Below are 24,137 nucleotides of genomic sequence, written 5' to 3'. Positions count from 1 at the left end.
GTCAAGCGTTTATTTTGAAGCTTTTCGTTCAAATTCAACCGCTTGACTCGCTGCGATCTCTCGTTAGCGGGAGGCGAATTATACAGCGTTTCAATCCGCTGTCAACCACCTTTTTCACCGCTACCGATCTTTCGATCGAAGCCCCTCCAGCACTATCCAGAACCGCTAACTCATTGAAACTAAAGGAGTTTTCAGTTCCGACTGCGCCGGAAGTGGGGCGAATTATAGAGAAACTAAATCGGACGTCAAGGGCTAATTTGAAAACCATTAAACAAAGGCATAATCACTCGCTTTATATAGATAGAAGCGCCGGAAAAGGAGGTCGCCATGTTCGAACCTTACGTACAACGCTGGAAGCTGATCGCTGATGGAGAGCCCATCATCACCCACAGCAGTCATTTGCTGCCCGTCCTTTATAGAGGCAAGGCGGCAATGCTCAAGGTTGCCCATGAGCCGGAGGAGCAATTCGGTGCCCTGTTAATGAAGTGGTGGGACGGTGATGGCGCCGCCGTAGTCCTTCAGCATGCCGATCACGGTTTGTTGCTTGAGCGCGCGCAAGGCCCGAACTCCCTGACCGCTTACGCCGAGCAGGGACGTGATGCCGACGCTACGCACATTCTCTGTGCGGCCATCGCACGCTTGCACGCCCCTCGAAGCAAACCACTGCCGCCCCTGGTCGCGTTACGCCCCTGGTTTGCCGGTTTGTGGCCCGCCGCCGAACAACATGGTGGCATGTATCAATCCAGTGCCGATATTGCGCGGCAGTTGCTCGACTCCCCTCAGGAAGAATGCGTCCTGCATGGCGACATCCACCACGCCAACATTCTCGACTTCGGTGAAAAAGGCTGGCTGGCCATCGACCCCAAGCGCTTGTATGGCGAGCGCACATTCGACTACGCCAATCTTTTCTGTGACCCCAGCCACGCCATCGCCACCAACCCCGCGCTGTTTCATCAACGCCTGCAGATTGTTTGCCAAGTGGCCGACCTGCCCCGCCAGCGCATGCTGCAATGGATTATTGCCTGGGGTGGCTTGTCAGCAGCCTGGTTCCTGGAAGATGGCCTGCTTGAGGATGCACGCACGCCCCTGAGTGTCGCGCAACTGGCACTCGACACACTGCAGGCAGGCAACTAATCAAAGCAGCGTTGATCTGTAGATAAGGCACCCTAAACGAGAGCCACCGCCATGAGCGAAGCGCAAAGCGGCAAAACCCCGGGCCTGTCTGCGGACGAAGAGCAGGAAGTCAGCAATAACCAGCCACCCCGCGCGGCGGTGTTGCACGAGATCATTCGTTATCAGGGTGACCAGGAACTTGAGCGTACCCTCGCCGCGCTGTTCTGGTCGGCACTGGCCGCCGGATTGACCATGGGCCTGTCGCTGATGGCCATGGGGCTGTTCTATTCACGCTTGCCGGCAGGCGACAGCAGCCAGGTGATCGCCTGCCTCGGTTACTCGGCTGGATTCCTTGCGGTGATCCTGGCCCGCCAGCAACTGTTTACCGAAAACACCCTGACCGCCGTGCTGCCGGTAATGACCGAACCGAGCCTGCGTAACTTCGGGCGCTTGCTGCGTTTATGGTCTGTGGTACTGCTCGGCAACCTGGCCGGCACCATCCTGGTGGCCTACGTGATGCTTAACTTGCCGATCTTCGACAGCAAGACCGACATCGCCTTCCTCGACGTCGGCCGCAAGGTCATGGAGAACGACCTGAACCAGATGTTCGCCAAAGGCATCATCTCCGGCTGGATGATCGCCACCATGGTCTGGATCATCCTGATGATCACTTACCTGATGGCCTTGGGTGATTTCACCCATATCGTGGTCGGCTCGGTGGAAGTTTCCTACCTGGTATGGGCCGGAGAAGTTAGCTGGGCCGCCTTCTGGCTGGACTTCGCCGTACCGACCCTGGTCGGCAATATCATTGGTGGCAGCTTTATTTTCGCCCTGATCAGCCACGCACAGGTGCGCAGCGATAGTGGCAAACCGCCCTCCACTGATCAGCAAAAAGCGCCGTCGGCAAACAGCAAAACCTAAGGCTCGCGCGCCGCCAGCACTCGTTCGCCGCCCTTGCGCAGTTCGCGTTGGGGCTTGGACTGCCACCAGGCCGGCCCATTATGGGGCTGCTCGATACTGACCCGCTCACCAATCTGCGGCGTGCTCAATTGCACCTGGGCTGCGTTGGCCAAGGCCAGGATGCGGTCGAGAGGTTCATGCCAGCTGTGGGTGGAGAGGTCAAAGGTTGCATTATGGATCGGCAGCATCCAGCGCCCGCGCAAGTCCAGGTGCGCCTGCAGGCTCTGTTCGGGCTGCATGTGTACATCGGGCCAGTTGACGTTGTAGGCACCGGTTTCGATCAGGGTCAGGTCAAAGGGGCCGTACTGCTTGCCGATGGCCTTGAAACCGTCGAAGTAACCGGTGTCGCCACTGAAGAACACCTTCAGTTGCTCATCGATGATCACCCAGGACGCCCACAGGGTACTATTGCTGTCGAACAGACCGCGCCCGGAAAAATGCTGCGCGGGGGTTGCGACTAAACGCACGCCTTCAACGCTGGTTTCCTGCCACCAGTCCAGTTGCCGGACCTTGGCCGCCGGCACGCCCCAGCCAATCAGTATGTCACCCACGCCCAAGGGCGCGATGAAGTGCTCGGCGCGCTCTGCCAGTTGGCGGATGGCCTGCTCGTCGAGGTGATCAAAATGGTCGTGGGACAAGATCACCGCGGTGAGTGGAGGTAATTCGTCAAGCTTCAGTGGCGGCGGATGAAAGCGCTGCGGGCCGGCCCATTGCACGGGCGAGGCGCGTTCAGCGAACACCGGGTCGGTAATGAAGAAGCGCTCGCGCAGTTTCAACAGTACCGTGGAATGACCCAGGCGCCAGACGCTGTGGTCCGGCGCCTCGAGCAACTGCAGGCGGCTCAGGGGTTGCACGGCGATGCTGACACTGGGGCGGGTATCGGCAGGCTTCTTCAGAAACAGGTACTTCAAGCCGATGCGCAGTTTTTTCAACATGCCGTCTTGCGGCAGCTGCGCCTGGTTGTGGTAACGCCCATCCTGGCGTTGCGCCGGTTCACCGGCCTGGGGAGTCAGCGGGGCCATGAGCAGAAACACTCCAAGGATGAAGGTAAGTTTCATGTTACCCCACAGGGATTGGATCAACCGTGAAATGGCTTGTAAGGCCATTTTTCAATAGCCTGCGATTGTTCAACAATATTGGCAGAATTTATGCGATAAACGGCGCCCCCGGAACAGACCAGCATCCATGATGGAAAAAAGAAGCGGCAAGGGACTTTCATTTGTCAGGAGGATCTACCTGCCGCGCATCATCGGCCTGGGGATCGGCATGCTCAGCGTCATGGCCGGAATCGCCAACCTTGCCCTGCCTTCCTGGGTATGGGGCCTGTTGCTGTTCAACGGCCTGGTCTGGCCGCACCTGGCCTATCAATTGGCCCTGCGTGCCAACGTCCCCTACCACGGCGAGTACCGCAACCTGCAACTGGACTCGCTGATGGGCGGGTTCTGGACCGCGACCCTGCAGTTCAACCCACTGCCAAGCGTGACCATCCTGGCGATGATGGCCATGAACAACTTCGCCGCCGGTGGTCAGCGCCTGTTTTTCAAAGGCCTGTTGATCCAGGGCCTGGGCATGCTGCTGTCGGTTGCCCTGTTCGGCCCGGGGCTGCAACTGCACGCCACCACCCTGCAGGTCTATGCCTGCCTGCCGATGCTTACCCTTTACCCCATGGCCGTGGGCTGGGTGTGCTACAGCCTGGCAATGAAGCTGGCCGAACATAAACGTCGCTTGAGTGCACTGAGCCGCACCGACAGCCTGACCGGCCTGCTCAATCACGGCTCATGGAAAGACTTGCTGCAGCTCAAGTTCCAGATCTGCCAGCAACAACGGCGCGATGCGGTGATTGCGATCATCGACATCGATCACTTCAAAACCATCAACGACACCTATGGTCATGTGGTGGGCGATTGCGTCCTGCATCAATTGAGCAATGAACTCAAGCTCACCCTGGGCGAGGACGATCTGGCCGGGCGTTATGGCGGTGACGAGTTCTGTGTGATCCTCCCGGACACCCGCCTGGAACGCGCAAGGCAGAGCATGGAGCGCCTGCGCGAGCGGGTCGGCGGTTACCGCAATCCGCAGTTACCGGACCTGCGCATCAGCCTGAGTATCGGCCTGGCCAGCTGCAACAACGCCCTGCCCGACCCCGAATCCTGGCTCAATGAAGCCGACAAAGCGCTCTACCGCGCCAAGAAAGCCGGTCGCAACCAGGTCAATTTCGCCCATTGCGACCTCACCACGCTGAAGCTGGCCTATCCTGAGTGAACCTTCGTCCGCGCGGCATGGCCGCCGGATGCAGCTCAACAAGGATCAGCCCGCGCATGGACAGGATTGCCGAAACGCCGCCAGCCAGCCAACGCCCGAGCCTGCAGACGGGCAAACTCATCACCGCCATCGCCGCGCTGTTCGCCCTGGCCTGTCTGATTGCCCTGGGGGCGCTGTTCAACATCGCCACCACGCTCAATACCAACGAGCGGGAAAAAAGCAGCTTTTACGCCCACAAAGCCCTGGAACAGCGCCTGGAGTCATCGCGCCAGTTTCTCTCCAGCTATGCGGTGTGGAACGCCGCCTACGACCACCTCAATGGCAGCCCCGATCTGCACTGGGCCTATGAAGAAAAGAACGTCGGCGACTCGCTGTATGGCGCCAGCGGCTACGAGGGGGTATTCGTCGTCGATGACCAAACCACCAAGTACGCCTTGTTCAAGGGCCAGTTGAGCAAGGCGCCGGCGAGCACCTATATAGAGAATCCGTTGGCGCCGATCATTGCCAAGGCGCGCAACGTCGCTGCCGAGCGCCAGCAGATCACCGAGCACGTACTGTTCAATGGCTGGCCGGCGGTGCTGGTGGCTGCGGCCATCCGCCCGGATGACGAAGTGCTGACGATCGATCCGCAAACCACCTCGGTCATGCTTTTTGTCGATCAACTGACCCCGGAAAAACTCACGCGCCTGGGTACCGGCGTCGGCCTGGCCGGCATGCACATCGAAAAATCCGACGCGCCACTGGGCGACCAACCCAGTTTGCAGCTGGGCGATACCGGCTACCGGCTCGACTGGATTACCCCACGTCCGGGCGATCAGTTGCTCTGGGCGGTCTTGCCACCGTTGCTCGGTGCGATGCTGGTACTGGGTTTGCTGATGGTGTACTTCTTCCGATATGCGCTGCGCACGTCTCGAGAAATCGACGCTAACCTGCGCAGCTTGCAGGCCAGTAACCAGGCGCTGGAAGCCAGCGAGCAGCGGTTTCGCGCCGTGGCCGAGGCGGCATCGGACTGGATCTGGGAAACCGACCGTCATCATCGCCTGAGCTACCTGTCCCAGCGCTTTGTCACTGTGACGGGTTTCCAGAGCGAGGACTGGCTGGGTCAACCGCTTAACCAATTACTCAGTTGTGAGACCACGCCGCTGATCCAGTGGCTCGACAATCAGGCCGATGCCGACTCGCCACAGCTCGCCAACCTGCGCTGCGCCTACCGCGACCACACCGCTCAGATGCGCTTTTGCCGGGTCTCGGCGCGCTCGATTGTGTTCGACGGCAAACTGGTCGGTTATCGCGGCACTGCCAGCGACATCACCGATGAAGTGGCCGCCCATGCGCGCATCCAGCACCTGTCGATGCATGATGCACTGACCGGCCTTGCCAACCGCAACAAGCTCTCGCGCTTTCTTGACCAGGCACTGCTCAAGGGCCAGGAGGCCACGCCGCTGACCTTGTTACTGCTGGACCTGGACAGTTTCAAGCCGATCAACGACTCCCTTGGCCACCCCGCTGGCGACGCCGTGCTGCTGGAAGTGGCCGCACGCCTGCGCGAATCGACCCGCGACGGCGACCTGGTGGCGCGTCTGGGCGGCGACGAGTTTGTGCTGGTGATGAATGGCATGGACAGCCGTAACGAGATCGACCGCTTTTGTGCTCGCCTGATCGACAACCTGCACCAACCGATCTACTACGAAGAACAGGCCCTGCACATTGGTGCCAGCCTGGGTGTTGCGCAAACGCGCTTGCAGGGTACTGATGCCGGCGAGCTGATCCGTTGCGCCGATATCGCCCTGTATCACGCCAAGGCCGAAGGCAAGAACACCTGGCGCTACTTCTCCCCGGAGATGAACGAGCAGATCCAGTACCGTCGGCAGTTGGAAAACGACCTGCGCAAGGCGCTGAAGAACAACGAATTCGTTCTTCATTACCAACCACGTTACCGCCTGGAAACCCTCGAGATCGTCTCGGTCGAGGCTTTGGTGCGCTGGCAGCACCCGATCGAGGGCCTGCTGGGCCCGGATACCTTCATTCCGCTGGCAGAGCAGACCGACCTGATCGTACCCCTGGGCCGCTGGGTGCTGCACGAAGCCTGCAAAACCGCGCGCAACTGGCCAGCGCAGCTACTGGTCTCGGTCAACCTGTCACCGGCGCAATTCTCGCGCAGCGATGTGGTCAAGGATGTTCACCAGATCCTGGTCGAGACCGGCTTCCCGGCCCAGCGCCTGGAGCTGGAAATCACCGAGAACGTGATGCTCAACGACATCGAAGGTGCACTGGGGACCATGAACGCGCTCAAGGAACTGGGGGTGCGCCTGAACATGGATGACTTCGGCACCGGTTACTCGTCACTGGGCTACCTGCGCACCTACCCGTTCGACAGCATCAAGATCGACAAGCGCTTTATCGCCGGGCTCAGCAGCGACGGCAACGACCGCGCCGTGGTTCAGGCCATCATCAACCTGGGCAAGGCCATGGGCCTGACCGTAACCGCCGAAGGGGTGGAAACCGAGCAGCAACTCAAGGCCCTGGGCAAGGAGCAATGCCATGAAGTGCAGGGCTACTACCTGAGCAAGCCGATCGACAAACTGGCCTTCGAGGCGCTGCTGCAATCCACGCAAAACAGCCGCGCCGACGTGTGCTAGGCCGCAGGCAAATCCAGTCGGGCCCTTACCAGCTTGAGCAGGTTCGGGCCGACCTGGTCGAAGCCCTTGTTCTGCGCAACAATCTGTACCCCCTCGAGCAGCAGCGTCAACTCGAATGCGGCCAACTGCGGCTCGGCCAACCCTGCCTCTTCACACAACCGCACCAGACGCGCAGCCTGGCGACGCTTGTGCGCCTCGATCAGCTCGCGCGCCGGGCTGTCACACACCGGCAGCTCTGCCAGAGTGTTGGTGTAAGCACAACCACGGTGCGAAGAAAGCACCGGCTCCTGGACCAGAAACTCGGCGAAACCGAGGATCTGCCGCGCCGGCTGGCCGCTGAACTGCTCGACCAGACGCTCCCAGAGCTCGTCGTACTCGGCCATCAACAGGCGCAGCCACTCCAGCACCAGCACCTCCTTGGACTCGAAATGCCGGTACAGGGTCATTTTGGTGGTTTCAGCCTTGGCCGCAATGGCATCGACCGTGACACGGCTGATGCCTTCGTTGGAAAACAGCGCGTGAGCGGCATCCAGAACCCGCTCTCGTGGGGGCAAGCGGGCGATTCGTTGCGAACGCATGGGTGAACTCCAGTTGACGACGATACCAATCAGTATCATTCTATACCAATCAGTATCATTCTATACCAATGAGTATCTCTCGATACCCGTCGGTATTTTATCGTCAATTGACACCGGAGTGCGTAATGAAGGTGAGTGATTATGTGCAATTGGATGCCATCGGCCTGGCCGAACTGATTGCCCAAGGGCACGTCAGTGCCGATCAAGTACAGGCCGCCGCACAGCAGGCAATTGCACGCGTGGAGCCACAGGTCAATGCCCTTGCCGAACACTGGCACGATGAACCTCTGCCCTCCCCGGCAGGAGGCCCCCTGTACGGCGTGCCGTTTCTGATCAAGGACCTGGCAATCAGCATGCAAGGGCGTGCCCATGAGTTCGGCAGTCGCCTGGCACAAGGTACTGGCAGCACTACCGATTCATTCCTGATGCAGCGTTTTCGCCGGGCCGGGTTGCTCACCCTGGGGCGCACCACCATCCCGGAACTGGCCATCAGCACTACCACCGAATCACACTTGTGCGGCCCGACCCGTAACCCCTGGGATCGGAACCGTAGCGCCGGTGGCTCCAGTGGTGGTTCGGCGGCAGCGGTCGCCAGCGGCATGGTGCCAGTTGCCCATGCCACCGATGGTGGCGGTTCGATCCGGGTCCCGGCGGCGGCCTGCGGCCTGTTCGGGCTCAAGCCCGGTCGCGGGCTGATTTCCATGGGGCCCTTCATGGACGAAGCCTGGAATGGCCTGGCAGTGCAAGGTGTACTCAGCCGTTCGGTGCGCGACAGCGCCCTGCTGCTCGACTGCATGGCCGGGGCGCACGCTGGCGATCCGTTCCCGTCGGCGCCAGCACAAGGCGGTTATCTGAGCGCGCTTGCACAAGCGCCTGGCGCCTTGAAAATCGCCGTACAGCGGCACCCGCTCAATGGCCAACGCAGCGATCCGCTGATGGTCGAGGCACTTGAGAAGTTGCTCCGGACCCTGGAAAGCCTGGGGCACCGCTGCGAACAAGTGAACCTGGACATCGGCCTGTCGTGGGAGGCTTTCGTCGAGATGAACGCGCGTTTCTGGGCCAGCAATACCGCAGCCTGGCTCGACGGCCTGAGCACCGAGACCGGCCGCCCGCTCAACGGTGACTGGCTGGAACCGGCCACCCTGGCCCTGCACCGTTATGGCAAGGTGCTATCGGCCACCGACCTGCTGGCCGCGATGGACCAGCGCAATCTGGTCAGTCGGCGATTGGGCGGGTTCTTCCAGCGCTTTGATCTGCTGCTCAGCCCGACCCTCAGCACCTTGCCGCCCGTGATCGGGGCCTATAACGCCGGCCAGGAACAGCTTGACGGCCTGGGCTGGATGCACCGGGTGTTCGACCACTCACCCTTCACTGCCCTGGCCAACATCTGCGGCACGCCATCGATGTCGGTGCCGCTGTACCAGGATGCGGCCAGTGGCTTGCCGATTGGCATGCAGTTTACTGCCGGGGCAGCCGGTGAGCGCCTGCTGCTGAGCCTGGCCGGGCAACTGGAGCAGGCGTTGCCCTGGCGCGGACGGACCCCACCGGTCTGGGCGGCGCGAAGCTAAAAGCATCGCGGCTCCCGTAGTGGGAACGGGCTTGCCCCGCGATCAGGCCCGCAGCCGTCGCTGCGCAGCGATCTCCGGCAAATCCTTGCGACGCAGGTATACCCGCAGCGGCTCGGTAACATTGAGCCGCTCATCGACGTTCTGCGCCAACAAGATCTCGATCAACGCCCGGCTCAGGGTCATGACCTCGCCATCAGCGGCCTGCCAGACGAATTCGTTGCTGGGGACAATGTTGTCATCCGCCACGTCCATGCCGAACGAGTCTTCGCTAAAACGCACGATGTGCTTGCCAAGCTTGCGGTGGAAACCGACGAAGCCCTTGAGCTGATCTGCAGCGGCGCAGATGTCCTGGGATGTGATGTGCATGTCAAACCTCACTTGAAAAGGGGATTGGCACGCTGGGCGCAAGTGGTTGCACTCTGCCGGGCAACTCGGGAGCCAAGGTTAATGTAAATTCATCGCATTCGGTAAAGGATTTTTCGCCGCAGCAGCCGTTGCTCGCTAGACTTACCCTTCTCAACGTCTTCCTGCAGTCAGCGAACGTGGATGATTCATGAACACCCCTGTTGCTTGCGATATCGCCACGATCAGCCGTATCAACGCAGTACCTGCCATCTTGCAAGTCATTTGCGAGACCACCGGCATGCGCTTTGCTGCGGTTGCCCGGGTCACCGACAGCAACTGGACCGCCTGCGCCGTGCTCGACTCACTGGGCTTTGGCTTGAAGGTCGGTGGCGAACTGGACCTGATCACTACCCTGTGCCACGAGATCCGCGCCAGCCACCAGACCATCGTGATCGACAAGGCCAGTACAGACGAGCTGTACTGCAACCACCCCACGCCACGCCTGTACAAATTCGAAAGTTACATCTCGGTGCCGGTGTTTCGCACCGACGGCAGTTTCTTTGGCACCATTTGCGCCCTTGACCCCCTGCCCGCCGACCTCAAGGGCTGTGCAATCCAGCCGATGATGGAATCCTTCGCTCGCCTGCTGTCGATCCAGATGGAAAGCGAAGAGAACGCCCAGCAAACCGAACAGGCACTGATAGAAGAACGTGCCATCGCCGAGCTGCGCGAGCAGTTCATTGCCGTTCTCGGTCACGACCTGCGTAACCCGCTGTTTGCCATCACCGCTGGCGCGGAGCTGCTGAGCCAACGCCTGCAAGATGAAAAGAGCCGTGTCATTGCCCAGCACATCCTGACCTGCGGCCGGCGTGCCAACCAGTTGGTGCGCGATGTCCTGGATTTTGCCCGAGGCCGCCTGGGCAACGGCATCATGATCAACGTCCAGCCTTGCCCGGACCTGGCTCAAGCCCTCACACACGTGGCCTCGGAGCTGCAACGAATACATCCGGAACGCTTGATCCGCCTGAATATCGGCGACCTGGGCGGCATGCACTGCGACCGTGAGCGGGTCACCCAGTTGCTGTCCAACCTGATCGCCAACGCCCTGGTCCATGGCGCGGCCGATAGACCGGTGGAGGTCACGGCCGACATCCGCGACCAGGTGTTCGTCCTTGGCGTGCACAACCTCGGCACACCCATTGCCCCGCAAGTCATGGCACAGCTGTTTCAGCCTTTTACGCGGCCCCGCGACGATGCTCCACAGCCCGGCCTGGGCCTGGGCCTGTACATTGCCAACCAGATTGCCCTGGCGCATGGCGGACGCATGGAGGTGGTATCGAGCGTCGAAGCCGGAACGCTGTTCACCTTCCGCCTGCCACTGGATCGAGTTGTACCTGCAACAGCTCAGCCAGCCAGTCCATGAACATCCGTACACATCACTCTGGTTAAGCGCTCAACGCCTGATGCAACTGCGCCAGTACCGGCAGTTGCAGGGCCTGGGCCGCAAAGCACAGGCCAACCCGCCGGGTCAGCGCCGAGCCCGGGCAGGGGCGCCAGTGCAGCCCTGGGTGGCGCTCGACCAGCGATTGCGGCAGCAACGCCGCGCCCAGCCCTGCCGCGACCATCGGCAGTGCCTGCTGTAACGAGCCGGCATGCCCGGCCTGCTCTGCCCCGGCATAGAAACCGAGCAGACGCTGATGAGCGTAATGCTGCGGGCAACTGATCCAGCGCTCGGGCTGGCTGCTTCCGTTAGCCATGGCCAGCACAAAGGGTTCTTCCCACAATGGCAAAAACAGCTCATCTTCACAGCACAAAGCCTCAACCCCGAGCCGCGCATCACCTACGCAGCCATCGAGCAGGGTCAAGCGCAAACCTGGAACGCTCTGCGTGGCCAGGCGAACGAAGGCTTCAACCTGGCTGCTGGCGATGTCCGCCTCTACGCCCAGTTGCAAGGGCTGACGCTGCTCTTCCTGGCGAAAGCGCCGGCTCAAGGCCTGGGCTTCGGCAACCATGCGCCGGGCCTGCGGATACAACTGCCGGGCGTGCTCACTGACCTCGACGCCACGAGCCTGGCGCAAGAACAAAGCCACGCCCAACTCGTCTTCAAGCTGGCGGATGGTTACCGACAAGGTCGGCTGGGCAACACACAGGCGCTGGGCAGCCAGGGTGATGTTGCGCTCCTCGAACACCGCGAGAAACGCCTTGAGGTGACGAATATCCATAGCTATTTCCGATGCCAACCCTAGAAAAAAGCCGTTTTTCAAAAAATATCTACATTAATACACTGCAGACATTGAAAACGATTATGCCTTGGAGGCAACCATGCACAAACCCCTGATCATCATCACCGGCGCCAGCTCCGGTATCGGCGAAGCCATCGCACGCTTGCTGTCCGGCGCCGGTCACCCGTTGCTGTTGCTGGCGCGCCGCCTGGACCGCCTGCAGGCACTGGAACTGCCCAATTGCCTGTGCCGCGCCGTGGATGTCAGCGACCGTCAGGCTTTCGTCAGCGCCGTGAACGACGCCCAGGCGCTGTATGGCCCGGCCGATGCCCTGGTCAACAATGCTGGGGTGATGCTGCTGGGGCAGATGCACGAGCAGGATCCGGCCCAGTGGGAGCAGATGCTCGAAGTCAACGTAAAAGGGCTGCTCAATGGCATTCATGCGCTGGTGGGCGGGATGATCGAGCGCCGCCATGGCACGATCATCAACGTCAGTTCCGTGGCCGGGCGCAAGACCTTCCCCAACCACGTGGCCTACGTCGGCACCAAATTTGCCGTGCATGGCATTTCGGAAAACCTGCGTGAGGAAGTCGCTGCCCATAACGTGCGCGTGGTAACCATCGCCCCTGGCGCGGTGGAGACCGAGCTGCTCGGCCACACCACCGATGAAGCGATCAAGCAAGGTTACCAGGCCTGGAAAACCGAGATGGGCGGCCAGGTGCTCAGCGCCGAGGATGTTGCCCAGGCGATTGCCTATGCCTACGGGCAACCGCAACACGTGTGCATTCGCGAAATCGTCCTGGCCGCGACTCGCCAGCAACCTTGATCAGCGCGGCAACTGATCCTCGCGCACCTGCACACTGGCGGTCATGCCTGCGCTGAGCGTGAGCCCTTCGGGTATCTGGTCGAGCTTGATCCTCACCGGAATGCGCTGGGCCAGGCGTACCCAGTTGAAGGTCGGCTCGACTTCGGCGAGCAACTGGCTGTCGGGGTTGGCATTGCGGTCGGTGATGCCGCGGCTGATGCTTTCAACCTGGCCCTGCATCGGTTCGCCGGCGCTCATCAGCCAGACCTTGACCGGGTCGCCAACGCGGATGCGCGGCAACTTGGTTTCTTCGAAATAGGCCTGCACATAGAAGGTCGAGTCATCCACCAGTGCCATCACCGGCTGCCCGGCATTGACGTAGTTGCCTTCGGCCAGGCGCAGGTTGGTGATGTGCCCGCTGCGCGGCGCCTTGACCTGGCTGCGGGCCAGGTTGATGGCTGCCACCTTGACCTCGGCCTGGGCCTCGCGAAGCTGGCCACGGGCGACGGCGGCGTTGATCTGGGCATTCTCACGCAATTCGGCGCTGATTGCCTGTGGCCCCAACGCCGCACGCCGCGAGGCTTCGTGCTCGCGCAGGCGCAGTTGTTGCTGACGGGTTTCGGCCACGGCGTTGGCCTTGTCCAGGGCAGCCTCGAAGCGGTCGCGGTCGATCGACATGAGCAGCTCGCCAGCCTTGACCTGCTGGTTGTCATACACCTTCAGCTCTCGCACCCAGCCGGACACATCCGGGGCGATGATCACCACGTCAGCGCGAATCTTCGCATCTCGGGTCCAGGGCGTGAGCATGTAATACTGCCAGAGCTTCCAGCCAGCAAAGATGGCCACCGCCACCAGGCACAGGGTTACTGCGATACGTACGGCAGCACGCATGGACACACTCCTTATAACGGCCCCAGCACGTGGGTCACCAGGGTCAAAATACATACGAACAGCGCGCAGTCGAACAATGCCTCATGCCAGACCCAGCGGCCCAGCGGCCCAGCGGGGTGTAGCGCAACAACAAGCGCACCACGCCAGTCAGCAACAGGGCCAACAGCACATAAATCAGAAACGGGCTGAGCAATACGCCGCCCAGCGCCCACTCACGCAAGCCCATGGATTTCCTCCTGTCGACGGCACCACTTGCCCCAGCTCTTTTGCAATTGCAGGACCGCACCGACGGCCAGGCGCAACGGGTCACTGCTCGGAACAGCTTGCAAGGCCTCGATGAACTGCTCACTGGCAGCATCCAGGCGTTCGCCTCGACCTGGAGCCGGGCCGCTGGCCAGGACTGACTCAAGCTGGTGCAGATACTCACGCTCGGCAGCCGCCAGCGGAGCCCCGGCAACCGCCAGGCACAGGCGCAAGTGCAGCAGCTCATCGCCCATGTCCAGGCCGTGCAAACCATCGTCCCAACGCTCGCGCTCGTGCTCGGGCAAGGCTGCGTAATGCCGGGCCAGTTGCAGCAAGCGATCGGCCATGCGCCCGCCAAACCAGCTGTCGGCGCTGCGCAGGTCACGCCGGGTCAGGCGCACCAGGTCGCTCTGGGTGGCAGCGCGCAAGCGCTTGCCATGCCAGGCCGGGTTGCGCAGCACCAGCAGTTTGAACGCCAGCACCGCTGCCCCCACGCCCATCAACATGGCCTGGGCACTGTTGAAAAAGAGGGCCACATCGAAATTCATGATATTCAGCGGCGCCACCAGCACAATGAAGTGCAGGCAGTAGGAGGTCGCCGTGGCGCCGATCTTCGGATTGGCCATGCCCAGGGCGCCAAAGAACAGCGGCACGCCCATGGCCAGGCAGAGCATGGCAAAGCTGCTGAGCTCCGGCAGAAGGATCTGCCCGACCACAAATGCCACCGGTATGGCCAGAAGGATCCCGCGCAGAAAGCTCATGCCGATCTGTGCGCCATTCTCGCGGCTGGCAAACAAGCTGCAGACCACACAGGTCAGTACCAACCCTCCGGGAGCCGCCTGCCAGGCGGTGGCCAGCCAGAAACTGGCCATCGCCAGAAACGCCAGGGCGCTGCGTGAACCGAACAGCAAGGCCAGCGACAGGTCACGATGAACCGCCAGGCTGTCGGCCACATCGTCTGTCGCGCTGCCCTCCTCCACCGCACGCAGGGCCAGGGTTGCCGCCATGGCGTTGTCGAGCAGCAGGGTCAGGCGCGCCAGGCAGTAGTGCTCGGCAGAACTGATGTTCTGGTCATGGGCCGAATCCCAGACCCGCTGGCGTAATAACAGTAGGTTAGCCTGGTCGGGTTGGGCCAGCAGCCCCTGGACCTCTTCGAACCATGGCGCCATGAGTTGGGCCTGCTGTTCGTCCAACTGACGCCACTGCCGGCGTACCGAGCGGGAAATACGCAACAGCACCAGCAACTTCTGGCTCAATCCGCGAATCGCCCGCGCCCGCTGGCGGCCCAGCCGGCCTTCGAACCAGGCGTGCTCACGTTGAGCGTCAACAGCAACGATGCGCCCGAGGATTTCCAGCAAACCCTTGCGCCCCTGCTCTTCACCGAGCAACGCTGCACTGGCGGCCTGCAAGCCACTTTGCCAGGCCTGGCGCGCCTGCCCGCTCAGTTGTTGCTCAACACGCATGGGCCAGAGCAAGGCGCTGGTGACAGTGGCACAGACAATCCCCAGGCAGATCTCGGTACAACGGGCGACCGCTTGGTCGAACACCAACAGCGGATGATTGACCGCTGGCAATGCGATAATTGCCACCGTGTAACCCGCCAGCACGAACGCGTAGGCCCAGGCGCTGCGCAGCAACGTGGAACAGGCAGTACACAGCGCCAGCCACAAGGCTAGCGCCAGTAAAAACAGCCAGGGCGTCTGGGCGAAGGCGCCGATAAACAGCACCGACATGACAGTGCCGACCAAGGTCCCCAGCAAGCGCGCCAGGCCCTTCTGCACCACCATCCCCGACAATGGCTGGGCGACGATGAACGCCGTCATCAGCGCCCAGGCCGGTTGTTCCAACCCCCAGCGCAGCGCCAGCCAAAGGGCCAGGCCACCACCGAAAAGGGTCTTGAGGGCAAACTGCACAGCGAGTTTGTTCGGCGCCAGCAGGGCCTGCAACGTGATGGGCACGGGACGCACCTTGAACGACGGTGTTGTAAAGATAGACAGAATCAGACGAGAAGTTCAGGACACAATTATTAGCTAGCTAACTATTAATAGTCCAGAGGGGCTGAGCGGATTTTTCACCGGCAAAAAAAATGGGCGACCGAAGTCGCCCTAAATGCCTTGCGTGCTCGTGACTGAAAAGGGTCAGCGCTCTTTGCGCTTGTTCGAGTCTTTCCAGATGAAAATTCCGAATCCGACGAAGAACAGCAACATCAGCCCGACTGTAACCACTCCAGCGATAACCACATTATCGAAGAACATGTCGGCCTCCATTCGCCTGAACCTGTCCGATGGGCTTAAGGTAACGAATGAGGCGGGGGAGGAAATTGACCGAGGTCAATAGCGCCCGGAACCGGGCGCGCAAGGCGGGTGCAGGGTTGACCTGCATCAAGTTTTCAACGCTTCTTGGGTTTGCCCTTGGGCTTCTTTTTCGCCTTGCCCAGCGGCATGGCCTGCTCGAACGCCTGGCGAACTTCGTTCAGGCGTTTTTCATTGCGGTCGTGGACCCTTCGGGCTCGTTCGGCACCGAGGTCGATCAGGTTGTCGTCTTGGCTCATGGGGGGCTCGGAAAGCGGACTGCGGTACCTCAATAATGCAGGCTGCAGGCGGCGCTGACCAGTGCTGCGTCCGCCTCAGACTTCGATGTCCACCAGCAACCCCTGGCGTGGCTGTTCGCCCATCAGGGGGGCTACCGGTACGGTGTTGTCGGCATTGACTTCATCGCCGGGCAACGCTTGATAGAGTTCTTGATCCTGGCTCGACTGGCGCCGGCGCTGGTGACGACGCTGCTCTTCACGCAGAAGAATGGCGGCCTGCTCCGGATCGCGGTGCTTGAGGTCGATGGCACTGTCACTGGAAGTCGGCTGCGCCGGGACCACGGGCTTGATGTCCGGCGTCGGCTTTACCGGGTCAAGTTGCTGTGTAACGGGTGCAGCGCTGAGCGGGATAAGGGGCGGCAGCATGGGATGTTCTCCTGTCGCCCATTATGTCGGCTGATGGCCATGGGCCTTGAGCCAGTATCGGTCAAATGTGAGGGTGGCGTCACAGTTATCCGTTACTGATCCTCTTCCTCGTCTGCCGGGGCAGGCTGGGCCTCGCTCCACGGGCGCTTGAGCACTTTGTTCCACACCTCGTTCAAATGATCACGCAACACCTGCGGCGCGCTGTGCAGCGACGGGCTGTCTTCGCGCTCGCCGCCATAGGGTTCTTCGCCTTCGATCGCAATCAGCGACTGACCGTTTATCGCATAGCTGGCCTCGCCCTCGCGCAGTTCGACACGCAACTCATGAGGATCAACACCTCCGCCGCAGAAGGCATGGCTGGCAACGGTGATTTCAGCCACGCCGTCATTATCGAGGTCGCTGACGCCGCTGACATCGGTATAAAAGCCGACATCCAGGTCGAGCCCGGGGCAGGTGGTTTCGCTCTCGATTTTCCAGTGCGGCTTGAAGCTGTCATCGGCCTGCCGCTCATAGCGTGTTGCGCTGAGCACCACGCGATCGACGTCCTGATTGGTTTCCTCGTCGCGGACCTGATCGTCATTGCGGCTCAGCACCAGCAGGCCTTCGCCCTCCTGGTCGCGGTAATGCACGCTCTGCACCGGCGATTGCACGCCCAGGGCTTCCAGTTGCGCCGCGGGAATCGGCGCAAGTATTTCGAAACCTTTCTTGTCACAGGCACCCAGCAGTAGCAGTCCCGCCACGGCCAGCGTTCGGATGAACCACGGGTTGGAGATCGGCATGGCTGTATCGAGCCCTCATTGGCGACAGCGGTTTTCGTCGATGAAGTTGCTAGACTCTTTGGTCTGCACGGAGCTATCCGTTAAGATAGTCGGCTTTTCATGGCGGGAGTCAGGCAGTATGGCGCAGCAGTATCAACCGGGGCAACGCTGGATCAGCGACAGCGAAGCCGAGCTAGGTCTGGGGACCGTTCTGGCACAGGACGGCCGCTTGTTGACCGTGCTCTACCCGGCCACTGGCGACACCCGCCAATACGCCCTGCGCAATGCGCCCCTGACCCGCGTGCGTTTCTCGCCTGGCGACCAGATCATTCACTTCGAGGGCTGGAAGCTGACCGTGCGCGAGGTCGAGGATGTTGACGGCCTGCTGGTCTACCATGGCCTCGACGCCCAGAACCAGGCCCGCACCCTGCCGGAAACCCAGCTGTCGAACTTCATCCAGTTCCGCCTGGCCAGTGACCGCCTGTTCGCCGGGCAGATCGACCCGCTACCGTGGTTTTCCCTGCGCTACAACACTTTGGAGCACACCAGCCGTCAACTGCAATCGTCGCTCTGGGGCCTGGGTGGCACCCGCGCACAACCGATTGCCCACCAGTTGCACATCGCCCGCGAAGTGGCCGACCGCATCGCCCCACGGGTACTGCTGGCCGATGAAGTGGGCCTTGGCAAGACCATCGAGGCTGGCCTGGTCATCCATCGCCAGTTGCTCTCGGGCCGCGCCAGCCGCGTATTGATCCTGGTCCCGGAGAACCTGCAACACCAATGGCTGGTGGAAATGCGCCGGCGCTTCAACCTGCAGGTCGCGCTGTTCGATGCCGAGCGCTTTATCGAAAGCGACGCCAGCAACCCGTTCGAGGATGCCCAACTGGCGCTGGTCGCCCTGGAGTGGCTGACCGAAGACGAAAAGGCCCAGGATGCACTGTTCGCCGCCGGCTGGGACCTGCTGGTGGTAGACGAGGCACATCACCTGGTCTGGCATGAAGAGCAGGTCAGCCCCGAGTACGCCTTGGTCGAGCAACTGGCCGAGATCATCCCCGGTGTCCTGCTACTGACTGCAACCCCAGAGCAACTGGGCCAGGACAGCCACTTCGCGCGCCTGCGCCTGCTTGATCCGAACCGTTTCCACGACCTTGCCGCCTTCCGTGCCGAGAGCGAACACTATCGCCCGGTCGCCGAAGCGGTACAGGAACTGCTCGACGAAGGCCGCCTGTCGCCCAAGGCCCACGCCACCATCGAAGGTTTCCTCGGTGCCGAAGGCGAAGCCCTGCTGGCCGCAGTCAACGATGGCGACACCCAGGCCAGCGCCCGGCTGATTCGCGAACTGCTGGACCGCCACGGCACCGGCCGAGTGCTGTTCCGCAACACCCGCGCCGCGGTTCAAGGCTTTCCTGAGCGCAACCTGCACCCCTACCCGCTGCCCAACCCCGACCAGTACATGGAATTGCCACTGGGCGAGCACGCCGAGCTGTATCCGGAAGTGTCCTTCCAGTCCCAGGGCGAAGGCAGTGAAGAAGAGCGCTGGTGGCGTTTCGACCCACGGGTCGACTGGCTGATCGACACCCTGAAGATGCTCAAGCGGGTCAAGGTCCTGGTGATCTGTGCCCACGCCGAAACCGCCATGGACCTGGAAGACGCCTTGCGCGTGCGTTCCGGCATTCCGGCCACGGTGTTCCATGAAGGCATGAGCATCCTTGAGCGTGACCGCGCCGCCGCCTACTTCGCCGACGAAGAATTCGGCGCCCAGGTGTTGATCTGTTCGGAAATCGGCAGTGAAGGCCGCAACTTCCAGTTTGCCCATCACCTAGTGCTGTTCGACCTGCCTGCCCACCCGGACCTGCTTGAGCAGCGTATCGGCCGTCTGGACCGTATCGGCCAGAAGCACACCATCGAGCTGCATGTTCCGCACCTGCAGAACAGCCCGCAGGAACGTCTGTTCCAGTGGTACAACCAGGCCTTGAACGCCTTCCTCAACACCTGCCCGACCGGCAACGCCCTGCAGCATCAGTTCGGCCCGCGCCTGCTGCCGCTGCTCGAAAGCGGTGACGACGATGAATGGCAAGCGCTGGTGGACGAAGCCCGCGCCGCGCGCGAGCGCCTGGAAGCCGAGCTGCACAGTGGCCGCGACCGCCTGCTTGAGCTCAACTCAGGGGGCGCCGGTGAAGGCCAGGAACTGGTCGAGGCGATCCTTGAGCAGGACGACCAGTTCGCCCTGCCCATCTACATGGAAACCCTGTTCGACGCCTTTGGTATCGACAGCGAAGACCACTCGGAAAACGCACTGATCCTCAAACCGAGCGAAAAAATGCTCGACGCCAGCTTCCCGCTGGGCGACGACGAAGGCGTGACCATCACCTACGACCGCAACCAGGCGCTGTCGCGCGAAGACATGCAGTTCATCACCTGGGAGCACCCGATGGTCCAGGGCGGCATGGACCTGGTGCTGTCCGGCTCGATGGGCAACACCTCGGTGGCCCTGATCAAGAACAAGGCGCTCAAGCCGGGCACTGTCCTGCTGGAGCTGCTGTACGTCAGTGAAGTGGTGGCGCCGCGTGCCCTGCAACTGGGCCGTTACCTGCCACCGGCGGCCTTGCGCTGCCTGCTCGACACCAACGGTAATGACCTGGCTTCGCGGGTCTCGTTCGAGACCCTCAACGACCAGCTCGAAAGCGTGCCCAAGGCCAGCGCCAACAAGTTCATCCAGGCCCAGCGCGATGTGCTGGCGCCACGGATCAACAGCGGCGAAACCAAGATCATGCCGCGCCATGCCGAACGCGTTGCTGAGGCCCAGCGGCGCCTGGCAGCGGAAACCGACGAAGAACTGGCACGCATGACTGCGTTGCAAGCGGTCAACCCAAGCGTGCGCGACAGCGAAATCGAGGCGCTGCGCAAGCAGCGTGAGCAAGGCCTGGCAATGCTGGAAAAAGCGGCGCTGCGCCTGGAAGCGATTCGGGTGCTGGTCGCCGGTTAATTCGCGTTGAATCAATCGCGGGGCAAGCCCGCTCCTACAGGGATGTTGATGACCTCTGTAGGAGCGGCGGTGCGACGATTCGACTTGCCCCGCGATGTTTTCAAGCCACCGCAGGCTGGGCGCCCAGCGCCTCACTATCAGCCACCATCCCTTCCCTCATCCGTTGCGCATCCCGGCTAAAGCACCGCGAGGCCAGCAACAGGAACCCCAGCGTCAACATCAACGCTATCGGTATCAGGTACATCGCGCCATGCAGGCCTTCAGCCTTGAACGCCTCGCTCATCTGCGCCGCCCCCGCCGCCTGCATCGCCGCTACCGCAAAGTGGTCCGACAGCGCGCCGACCACCACTGGCCCCAGGCCACCCCCCAACAGATACAGCCCGGCAAAGAACAACGCCATCGCAGTCGCCCGCAACCGTGGCTGCACCACATCCTGAATGGCGGTGTAAACACAGGTATAGAAGTTGTAGGCAAACAGCCAGCCAAGCCCGAACACAGCCACGAACACACCGATCTCGACCCGCCCGGCGTGCAGCGCCCAGGCTGTCGCCACGGTCGCAACCAGCATGCTCAAGGCCCCGAACAACAAGCGCCCGTTGGCAAAGCGCTGGTGCACCTTGTCGGCAATCCAGCCGCCGAGGGTCAGGCCCACCAAACCGGTCAGGCCGACAATCAAACCGGTAGCCACTGCGGCCTGCTGCAGCGAAAGGAGAAAATAGCGCTGCAACATCGGCACCATGAATGAGTTGCACGCGTAGCTGGCAAAGTTGAAGGTCAGGCCAGCCAGCACCAACCAGCAAAAGGTCGGAATGCTCAGCAGCCTCCGTAAGGGGCGGTCCAGCGGCGCCTGGGAAATTGCCACCGGCTCTGCTGCCCCGCGTGCTGGCTCGCGAATCATGAACATGAACACCGCCAGCAACAGCCCTGGCACTGCGGCGATAAAGAATGGCGCCCGCCAGCTGTCAAAGGCCTGCACCATCGCACCAATGCTGAAGAACGCCAGCAACAACCCCAGCGGCAGCCCGAGCATGAAAATACCCATGGCCCGCGACCGCCGCTCAGCCGGGAACAGGTCACCGATCAGTGAGTTGGCCGCAGGCGCATAACTGGCCTCGCCGATCCCCACCCCCATGCGCACCAGCAAAAAACTCCAGAAGCTGCCAACCATGCCGTTGACCGCCGTCAGCCCGCTCCAGGCCACCAGCCCCCAACCCATCAATTTGCTGCGCGAACCGTTGTCGGCCAGGCGCCCCAACGGCAGCCCGGCAATCGCATAAACCAAGGTAAAAGCAGTGCCGATCAGGCCGATCTGGAAGTCGCTCAGATGCCACTCGAGGCGGATCGGCTCAATGATGATGGCGGGTATGGTGCGGTCGAAGAAGTTGAACAGGTTGGCCAGAAACAACAGGAACAGGATTCGCCAAGCGTTCGTCGCTTGAGTGGAGCTCTGCATCGATCAGTCCCTCTTTATTATTGTTCGGGGCTTTCCAGCACACCGAACTCAATCTAGAAGGCGATCCGCGATCTGTCTGCCACCATTGACCGTATTGATACCGGGTAATTGTAACCATTTGCAGTTTTAGAACCTGACGCTATTACCTCAATGAACAAATCGTAGGGGTCAATCTGCCATTATTCAGGATGGACTAATCATCCATTCCTATACTCCTGCAGAACGGTCTCCGAACGAGGTATGGGGGGCACGCGTGCACACTAGACCAAGAGAGATGCTATGGAGTGGCTGGGGCTGCAAATGCTCGCCGAACTTCCGGCAACCGGACAAATCCTACTTGATTGCAGGCACAACCCGTATCTGGTTCTGCTTGCGTTTCTGATCGCTAGCGCCGGCAGCTTCGCCACACTCGATATGGCCGAGCGCCTGAGCCATGTCGAACTCCCTGCGGCCCAGCGTCAGTGGCGCCTGCTCGGCGCCTGCTGCCTGGCCGGTGGCATCTGGGCCATGCATTTCGTCAGCATGCTGGCCCTGCAAACGCCGCTGGAAGTGCATTACGACGTTACCCTGACCGGCACCTCATTGCTGATCATGCTGCTGGCCGCCTGGATGGCCATGAATACCCTGGGCCGCCAGGAACTGCAGCCGCGCCACTATGTGCAAGCAGCAGTGTGTTTTGGCCTGGGTATCGTTGCCATGCACTACACCGGTATGGCCGCCATGCGCTCCACTGCCCAGCAGTTCTATCGCCCGGACCTGGTCGCCGCCTCAGCTGCCGCAGCCATTGCTACCAGCCTGGCGGCCTTGTTGTTCGCGCGCTTTTTTCGCAACGGCAGCGGCACGCTCTACCTGGTGATGAAGTATGGCGCCAGCCTGATACTCGCCGCAGGCATTGTCGGCACCCATTTGCTGGGGATGGCGGCATTGACCCTGGTGATCCCTCCCGATACGCCATTGTCGCTACCGGTCAGTGACAACAGCCTGCAACTGAGCCTGACCATTGCCTTTATTACCCTGCTGATCAGCGCCAGCAGCATCAGCGCGGCACTGTCGGACAAAAAGCTGCAAAGCAAGGAGCACGACCTTCGGCGGGTCAACGTACTGCTCAGCCAACTCGACCAGGCACGGGTGTCGCTGCAGCAGGCGGCCCATTACGATGCACTGACCAACCTGGTCAATCGCCGTGGTTTCAACCAGGTGTTCGCCGAGCGCCTCGCCGAGCAAACGGCCAATGACGGCATGCTGGCCGTGATGTTCCTCGACATCGACCACTTCAAACGCATCAACGACAGCCTTGGCCATGACGCAGGCGACGAGTTGCTCAAGGTGATTGCCGCACAGATCAAGACCGCCACCCGCAGCCAGGATGTGGTCGCCCGGTTTGGCGGCGACGAGTTCTGCATCCTCACCGCCTTGCACAGCCGTGATGAGGCCCGCCACCTGGCCCAGCGCATCATGCAGAAGATGAAAGAGCCGATTGACCTCGCCGGGCGGCGCATGGTCATGACCACCAGCATCGGCATCAGCGTGTTCCCCGATGACGGCCGCAGCTGCGAAGAACTGCTGAAAAACGCCGACTTGGCCCTGTATCAATCCAAAGGTTGCGGGCGCAACATCCTCAATTTCTTCAACAGTAACCTGAAAACCCGGGCCACCCTGGAGCTGCAGCTGGAGGAAGAACTGCGTATCGCCCTGCTCGAAGAGCGTGGCTTGCGCATTCATTACCAACCGATTTTCGACCTGCACTCCGGCCAGGTCGCCAAGCTTGAAGCGCTGGTGCGTTGGCAACATCCACAACACGGCTTGCTCAGCCCCGACCGTTTCATCGGTATTGCCGAAGCCAACGGCCTGATCGCTGACCTGGACCTGTGGGTGCTGCGCCATGCCTGCGCCGACCTCGCCCAGCTCAACCGTCATGGCTATGACGGGCTGAAAGTCACGGTCAACTGCTCGGCGCTGACCCTGGCTCGCGAAGAACTGGCCTGGGAAGTTGAAGACGCTCTGCGCCAGGCCGGGATCCCGGCGCGCCAACTGGAGCTGGAAGTCACCGAAAACGCCCTGATGGGCAACATTCACAACACCATCGCCTTGCTCAAGGGTATTCGTGCCCAAGGCGTGTCGCTGTCGATTGATGACTTCGGTACCGGCTACTCGTCACTGGCCTACCTCAAACGCCTGCCGCTGGACACGCTGAAGATCGATCGATCATTTATTCAGGATGTACCGCGCAGCCGGCAGGACATGGAAATCGTCCAGGCAATCATCGTCATGGCCCATACCCTGCACCTGCAAGTCATCACCGAAGGGGTCGAGACCATCGAGCAGTACCAGTTCCTTGCCCAGCATGGCTGCGATTAC

Annotated in this window: 20 protein-coding genes and 2 pseudogenes; 10 read left to right on the top strand and 12 right to left on the bottom strand. The window is 61.4% G+C overall.

The features are described 5' to 3' along the window. From M5G17_RS26640 to M5G17_RS26630, 3 genes are all read left to right on the top strand, one after another. A partial coding sequence (locus M5G17_RS26640) for a hypothetical protein (protein ID WP_273895846.1) occupies window positions 1-368 on the top strand: 368 nt, incomplete at its 5' end. Beyond that, window positions 328-1,134 (top strand): aminoglycoside phosphotransferase family protein, encoded by an 807-nt coding sequence (locus M5G17_RS26635; protein ID WP_273895845.1) that lies wholly within the window; start codon window positions 328-330, stop codon window positions 1,132-1,134. The genes M5G17_RS26640 and M5G17_RS26635, both read left to right, overlap by 41 nt. A 51-nt stretch (window positions 1,135-1,185) precedes the next feature. Further along, entirely contained in the window at window positions 1,186-2,034 is an 849-nt protein-coding gene (locus M5G17_RS26630) for a formate/nitrite transporter family protein (protein WP_273895844.1), read from the top strand. On the opposite strand, the gene M5G17_RS26625 is transcribed toward M5G17_RS26630, so the two are convergent. Beyond that, window positions 2,031-3,131: an MBL fold metallo-hydrolase gene (locus tag M5G17_RS26625; protein WP_273895843.1), complete on the bottom strand. Its 1,101-nt coding sequence runs from the start codon at window positions 3,129-3,131 to the stop codon at window positions 2,031-2,033. The genes M5G17_RS26630 and M5G17_RS26625 overlap by 4 nt on opposite strands. A gap of 127 nt (window positions 3,132-3,258) precedes the next feature. Here M5G17_RS26625 and M5G17_RS26620 point away from each other — a divergent pair, with 127 nt between their 5' ends. After that, window positions 3,259-4,335 (top strand): diguanylate cyclase, encoded by a 1,077-nt coding sequence (locus M5G17_RS26620; protein WP_273895842.1) that lies wholly within the window; start codon window positions 3,259-3,261, stop codon window positions 4,333-4,335. Window positions 4,336-4,391: 56 nt separating this feature from the next. Then, window positions 4,392-6,974 (top strand): bifunctional diguanylate cyclase/phosphodiesterase, encoded by a 2,583-nt coding sequence (locus M5G17_RS26615; RefSeq protein ID WP_273895841.1) that lies wholly within the window; start codon window positions 4,392-4,394, stop codon window positions 6,972-6,974. Here M5G17_RS26615 and M5G17_RS26610 read toward each other — a convergent pair. Then, complete coding sequence (locus M5G17_RS26610) at window positions 6,971-7,552, bottom strand: TetR/AcrR family transcriptional regulator (protein WP_273895840.1); 582 nt, start codon at window positions 7,550-7,552, stop codon at window positions 6,971-6,973. The genes M5G17_RS26615 and M5G17_RS26610 overlap by 4 nt on opposite strands. Before the next feature lie 125 nt (window positions 7,553-7,677). Between M5G17_RS26610 and M5G17_RS26605 the strand changes: the two genes are divergently transcribed. Next, window positions 7,678-9,120, top strand: coding sequence for an amidase (locus tag M5G17_RS26605; RefSeq protein WP_273895839.1), 1,443 nt, complete (start codon window positions 7,678-7,680; stop codon window positions 9,118-9,120). A gap of 42 nt (window positions 9,121-9,162) precedes the next feature. On the opposite strand, the gene M5G17_RS26600 is transcribed toward M5G17_RS26605, so the two are convergent. Continuing rightward, window positions 9,163-9,486: a DUF2025 family protein gene (locus M5G17_RS26600; protein WP_273895838.1), complete on the bottom strand. Its 324-nt coding sequence runs from the start codon at window positions 9,484-9,486 to the stop codon at window positions 9,163-9,165. A 187-nt stretch (window positions 9,487-9,673) separates the two neighbouring features. Here M5G17_RS26600 and M5G17_RS26595 point away from each other — a divergent pair, with 187 nt between their 5' ends. Beyond that, entirely contained in the window at window positions 9,674-10,888 is a 1,215-nt protein-coding gene (locus tag M5G17_RS26595) for a GAF domain-containing sensor histidine kinase (protein WP_273895837.1), read from the top strand. Between the two features lie 22 nt (window positions 10,889-10,910). On the opposite strand, the gene M5G17_RS26590 is transcribed toward M5G17_RS26595, so the two are convergent. Continuing rightward, window positions 10,911-11,687, bottom strand: coding sequence for a LysR family transcriptional regulator (locus M5G17_RS26590; protein ID WP_273895836.1), 777 nt, complete (start codon window positions 11,685-11,687; stop codon window positions 10,911-10,913). A 100-nt stretch (window positions 11,688-11,787) separates the two neighbouring features. Between M5G17_RS26590 and M5G17_RS26585 the strand changes: the two genes are divergently transcribed. After that, window positions 11,788-12,513 carry an SDR family oxidoreductase gene (locus M5G17_RS26585; protein ID WP_273895835.1) on the top strand — a complete coding sequence of 242 codons (726 nt, stop codon included), beginning with the start codon at window positions 11,788-11,790 and terminating at the stop codon, window positions 12,511-12,513. Here M5G17_RS26585 and M5G17_RS26580 read toward each other — a convergent pair whose 3' ends face one another. The 7 genes and pseudogenes from M5G17_RS26580 to M5G17_RS26555 all read right to left on the bottom strand — a co-directional run bounded on the left by M5G17_RS26580 (window position 12,514) and on the right by M5G17_RS26555 (window position 17,361). Next, a complete protein-coding gene (locus tag M5G17_RS26580; RefSeq protein ID WP_273895834.1) occupies window positions 12,514-13,383 on the bottom strand; it encodes an efflux RND transporter periplasmic adaptor subunit in 870 nt (289 codons plus the stop codon). An 11-nt stretch (window positions 13,384-13,394) separates the two neighbouring features. Next, a pseudogene (locus M5G17_RS26575) lies at window positions 13,395-13,609 on the bottom strand (DUF1656 domain-containing protein). Beyond that, a complete protein-coding gene (locus M5G17_RS26570) occupies window positions 13,596-15,584 on the bottom strand; it encodes an FUSC family protein (RefSeq protein WP_273895833.1) in 1,989 nt (662 codons plus the stop codon). The pseudogene M5G17_RS26575 and the gene M5G17_RS26570 overlap by 14 nt, the downstream one beginning before the upstream one ends. A gap of 180 nt (window positions 15,585-15,764) precedes the next feature. Then, window positions 15,765-15,881 carry a cytochrome c oxidase subunit CcoM gene (ccoM, locus tag M5G17_RS27465; RefSeq protein WP_325053295.1) on the bottom strand — a complete coding sequence of 39 codons (117 nt, stop codon included), beginning with the start codon at window positions 15,879-15,881 and terminating at the stop codon, window positions 15,765-15,767. A gap of 134 nt (window positions 15,882-16,015) precedes the next feature. Then, window positions 16,016-16,177: a hypothetical protein gene (locus tag M5G17_RS26565; protein WP_165392247.1), complete on the bottom strand. Its 162-nt coding sequence runs from the start codon at window positions 16,175-16,177 to the stop codon at window positions 16,016-16,018. A 75-nt stretch (window positions 16,178-16,252) separates the two neighbouring features. After that, complete coding sequence (locus tag M5G17_RS26560) at window positions 16,253-16,582, bottom strand: aspartate-semialdehyde dehydrogenase (RefSeq protein ID WP_273895832.1); 330 nt, start codon at window positions 16,580-16,582, stop codon at window positions 16,253-16,255. Between the two features lie 92 nt (window positions 16,583-16,674). Next, on the bottom strand, window positions 16,675-17,361 hold the full coding sequence (locus M5G17_RS26555; RefSeq protein WP_273895831.1) for a M949_RS01915 family surface polysaccharide biosynthesis protein: 687 nt from the start codon (window positions 17,359-17,361) through the stop codon (window positions 16,675-16,677). 118 nt (window positions 17,362-17,479) lie between these two features. Here M5G17_RS26555 and rapA point away from each other — a divergent pair, with 118 nt between their 5' ends. Next, on the top strand, window positions 17,480-20,326 hold the full coding sequence (rapA, locus tag M5G17_RS26550) for an RNA polymerase-associated protein RapA (RefSeq protein WP_273895830.1): 2,847 nt from the start codon (window positions 17,480-17,482) through the stop codon (window positions 20,324-20,326). Window positions 20,327-20,426: 100 nt separating this feature from the next. Here the strand turns inward: rapA and M5G17_RS26545 are convergent, their stop codons facing one another. Further along, on the bottom strand, window positions 20,427-21,779 hold the full coding sequence (locus M5G17_RS26545; protein ID WP_273895829.1) for a spinster family MFS transporter: 1,353 nt from the start codon (window positions 21,777-21,779) through the stop codon (window positions 20,427-20,429). A 279-nt stretch (window positions 21,780-22,058) separates the two neighbouring features. Here M5G17_RS26545 and M5G17_RS26540 point away from each other — a divergent pair. Continuing rightward, window positions 22,059-24,104 (top strand): annotated as a pseudogene (locus M5G17_RS26540) (putative bifunctional diguanylate cyclase/phosphodiesterase); the annotation flags it as partial. Window positions 24,105-24,137: the final 33 nt, after the last annotated feature.

The organism is Pseudomonas rubra (assembly GCF_028656935.1).
Taxonomy (GTDB): domain Bacteria; phylum Pseudomonadota; class Gammaproteobacteria; order Pseudomonadales; family Pseudomonadaceae; genus Aquipseudomonas; species Aquipseudomonas rubra.
This window is presented reverse-complemented; position numbering and strand designations above follow the sequence as displayed.

Coding starts and splice junctions, on each gene's coding strand:
- M5G17_RS26605 (WP_273895839.1), top strand. CDS start 7,678: ATGAAGGTGAGTGATTATGTGCAATTGGATGCCATCGGCCTGGCCGAA.
- M5G17_RS26590 (WP_273895836.1), bottom strand. CDS start 11,687: ATGGATATTCGTCACCTCAAGGCGTTTCTCGCGGTGTTCGAGGAGCGC.
- M5G17_RS26585 (WP_273895835.1), top strand. CDS start 11,788: ATGCACAAACCCCTGATCATCATCACCGGCGCCAGCTCCGGTATCGGC.
- M5G17_RS26635 (WP_273895845.1), top strand. CDS start 328: ATGTTCGAACCTTACGTACAACGCTGGAAGCTGATCGCTGATGGAGAG.
- M5G17_RS26560 (WP_273895832.1), bottom strand. CDS start 16,582: ATGCTGCCGCCCCTTATCCCGCTCAGCGCTGCACCCGTTACACAGCAA.
- M5G17_RS26620 (WP_273895842.1), top strand. CDS start 3,259: ATGATGGAAAAAAGAAGCGGCAAGGGACTTTCATTTGTCAGGAGGATC.
- M5G17_RS26555 (WP_273895831.1), bottom strand. CDS start 17,361: ATGCCGATCTCCAACCCGTGGTTCATCCGAACGCTGGCCGTGGCGGGA.
- M5G17_RS26625 (WP_273895843.1), bottom strand. CDS start 3,131: ATGAAACTTACCTTCATCCTTGGAGTGTTTCTGCTCATGGCCCCGCTG.
- ccoM (WP_325053295.1), bottom strand. CDS start 15,881: ATGTTCTTCGATAATGTGGTTATCGCTGGAGTGGTTACAGTCGGGCTG.
- M5G17_RS26580 (WP_273895834.1), bottom strand. CDS start 13,383: ATGCGTGCTGCCGTACGTATCGCAGTAACCCTGTGCCTGGTGGCGGTG.
- M5G17_RS26615 (WP_273895841.1), top strand. CDS start 4,392: ATGGACAGGATTGCCGAAACGCCGCCAGCCAGCCAACGCCCGAGCCTG.
- rapA (WP_273895830.1), top strand. CDS start 17,480: ATGGCGCAGCAGTATCAACCGGGGCAACGCTGGATCAGCGACAGCGAA.
- M5G17_RS26630 (WP_273895844.1), top strand. CDS start 1,186: ATGAGCGAAGCGCAAAGCGGCAAAACCCCGGGCCTGTCTGCGGACGAA.
- M5G17_RS26610 (WP_273895840.1), bottom strand. CDS start 7,552: ATGCGTTCGCAACGAATCGCCCGCTTGCCCCCACGAGAGCGGGTTCTG.
- M5G17_RS26545 (WP_273895829.1), bottom strand. CDS start 21,779: ATGCAGAGCTCCACTCAAGCGACGAACGCTTGGCGAATCCTGTTCCTG.
- M5G17_RS26565 (WP_165392247.1), bottom strand. CDS start 16,177: ATGAGCCAAGACGACAACCTGATCGACCTCGGTGCCGAACGAGCCCGA.
- M5G17_RS26600 (WP_273895838.1), bottom strand. CDS start 9,486: ATGCACATCACATCCCAGGACATCTGCGCCGCTGCAGATCAGCTCAAG.
- M5G17_RS26595 (WP_273895837.1), top strand. CDS start 9,674: ATGAACACCCCTGTTGCTTGCGATATCGCCACGATCAGCCGTATCAAC.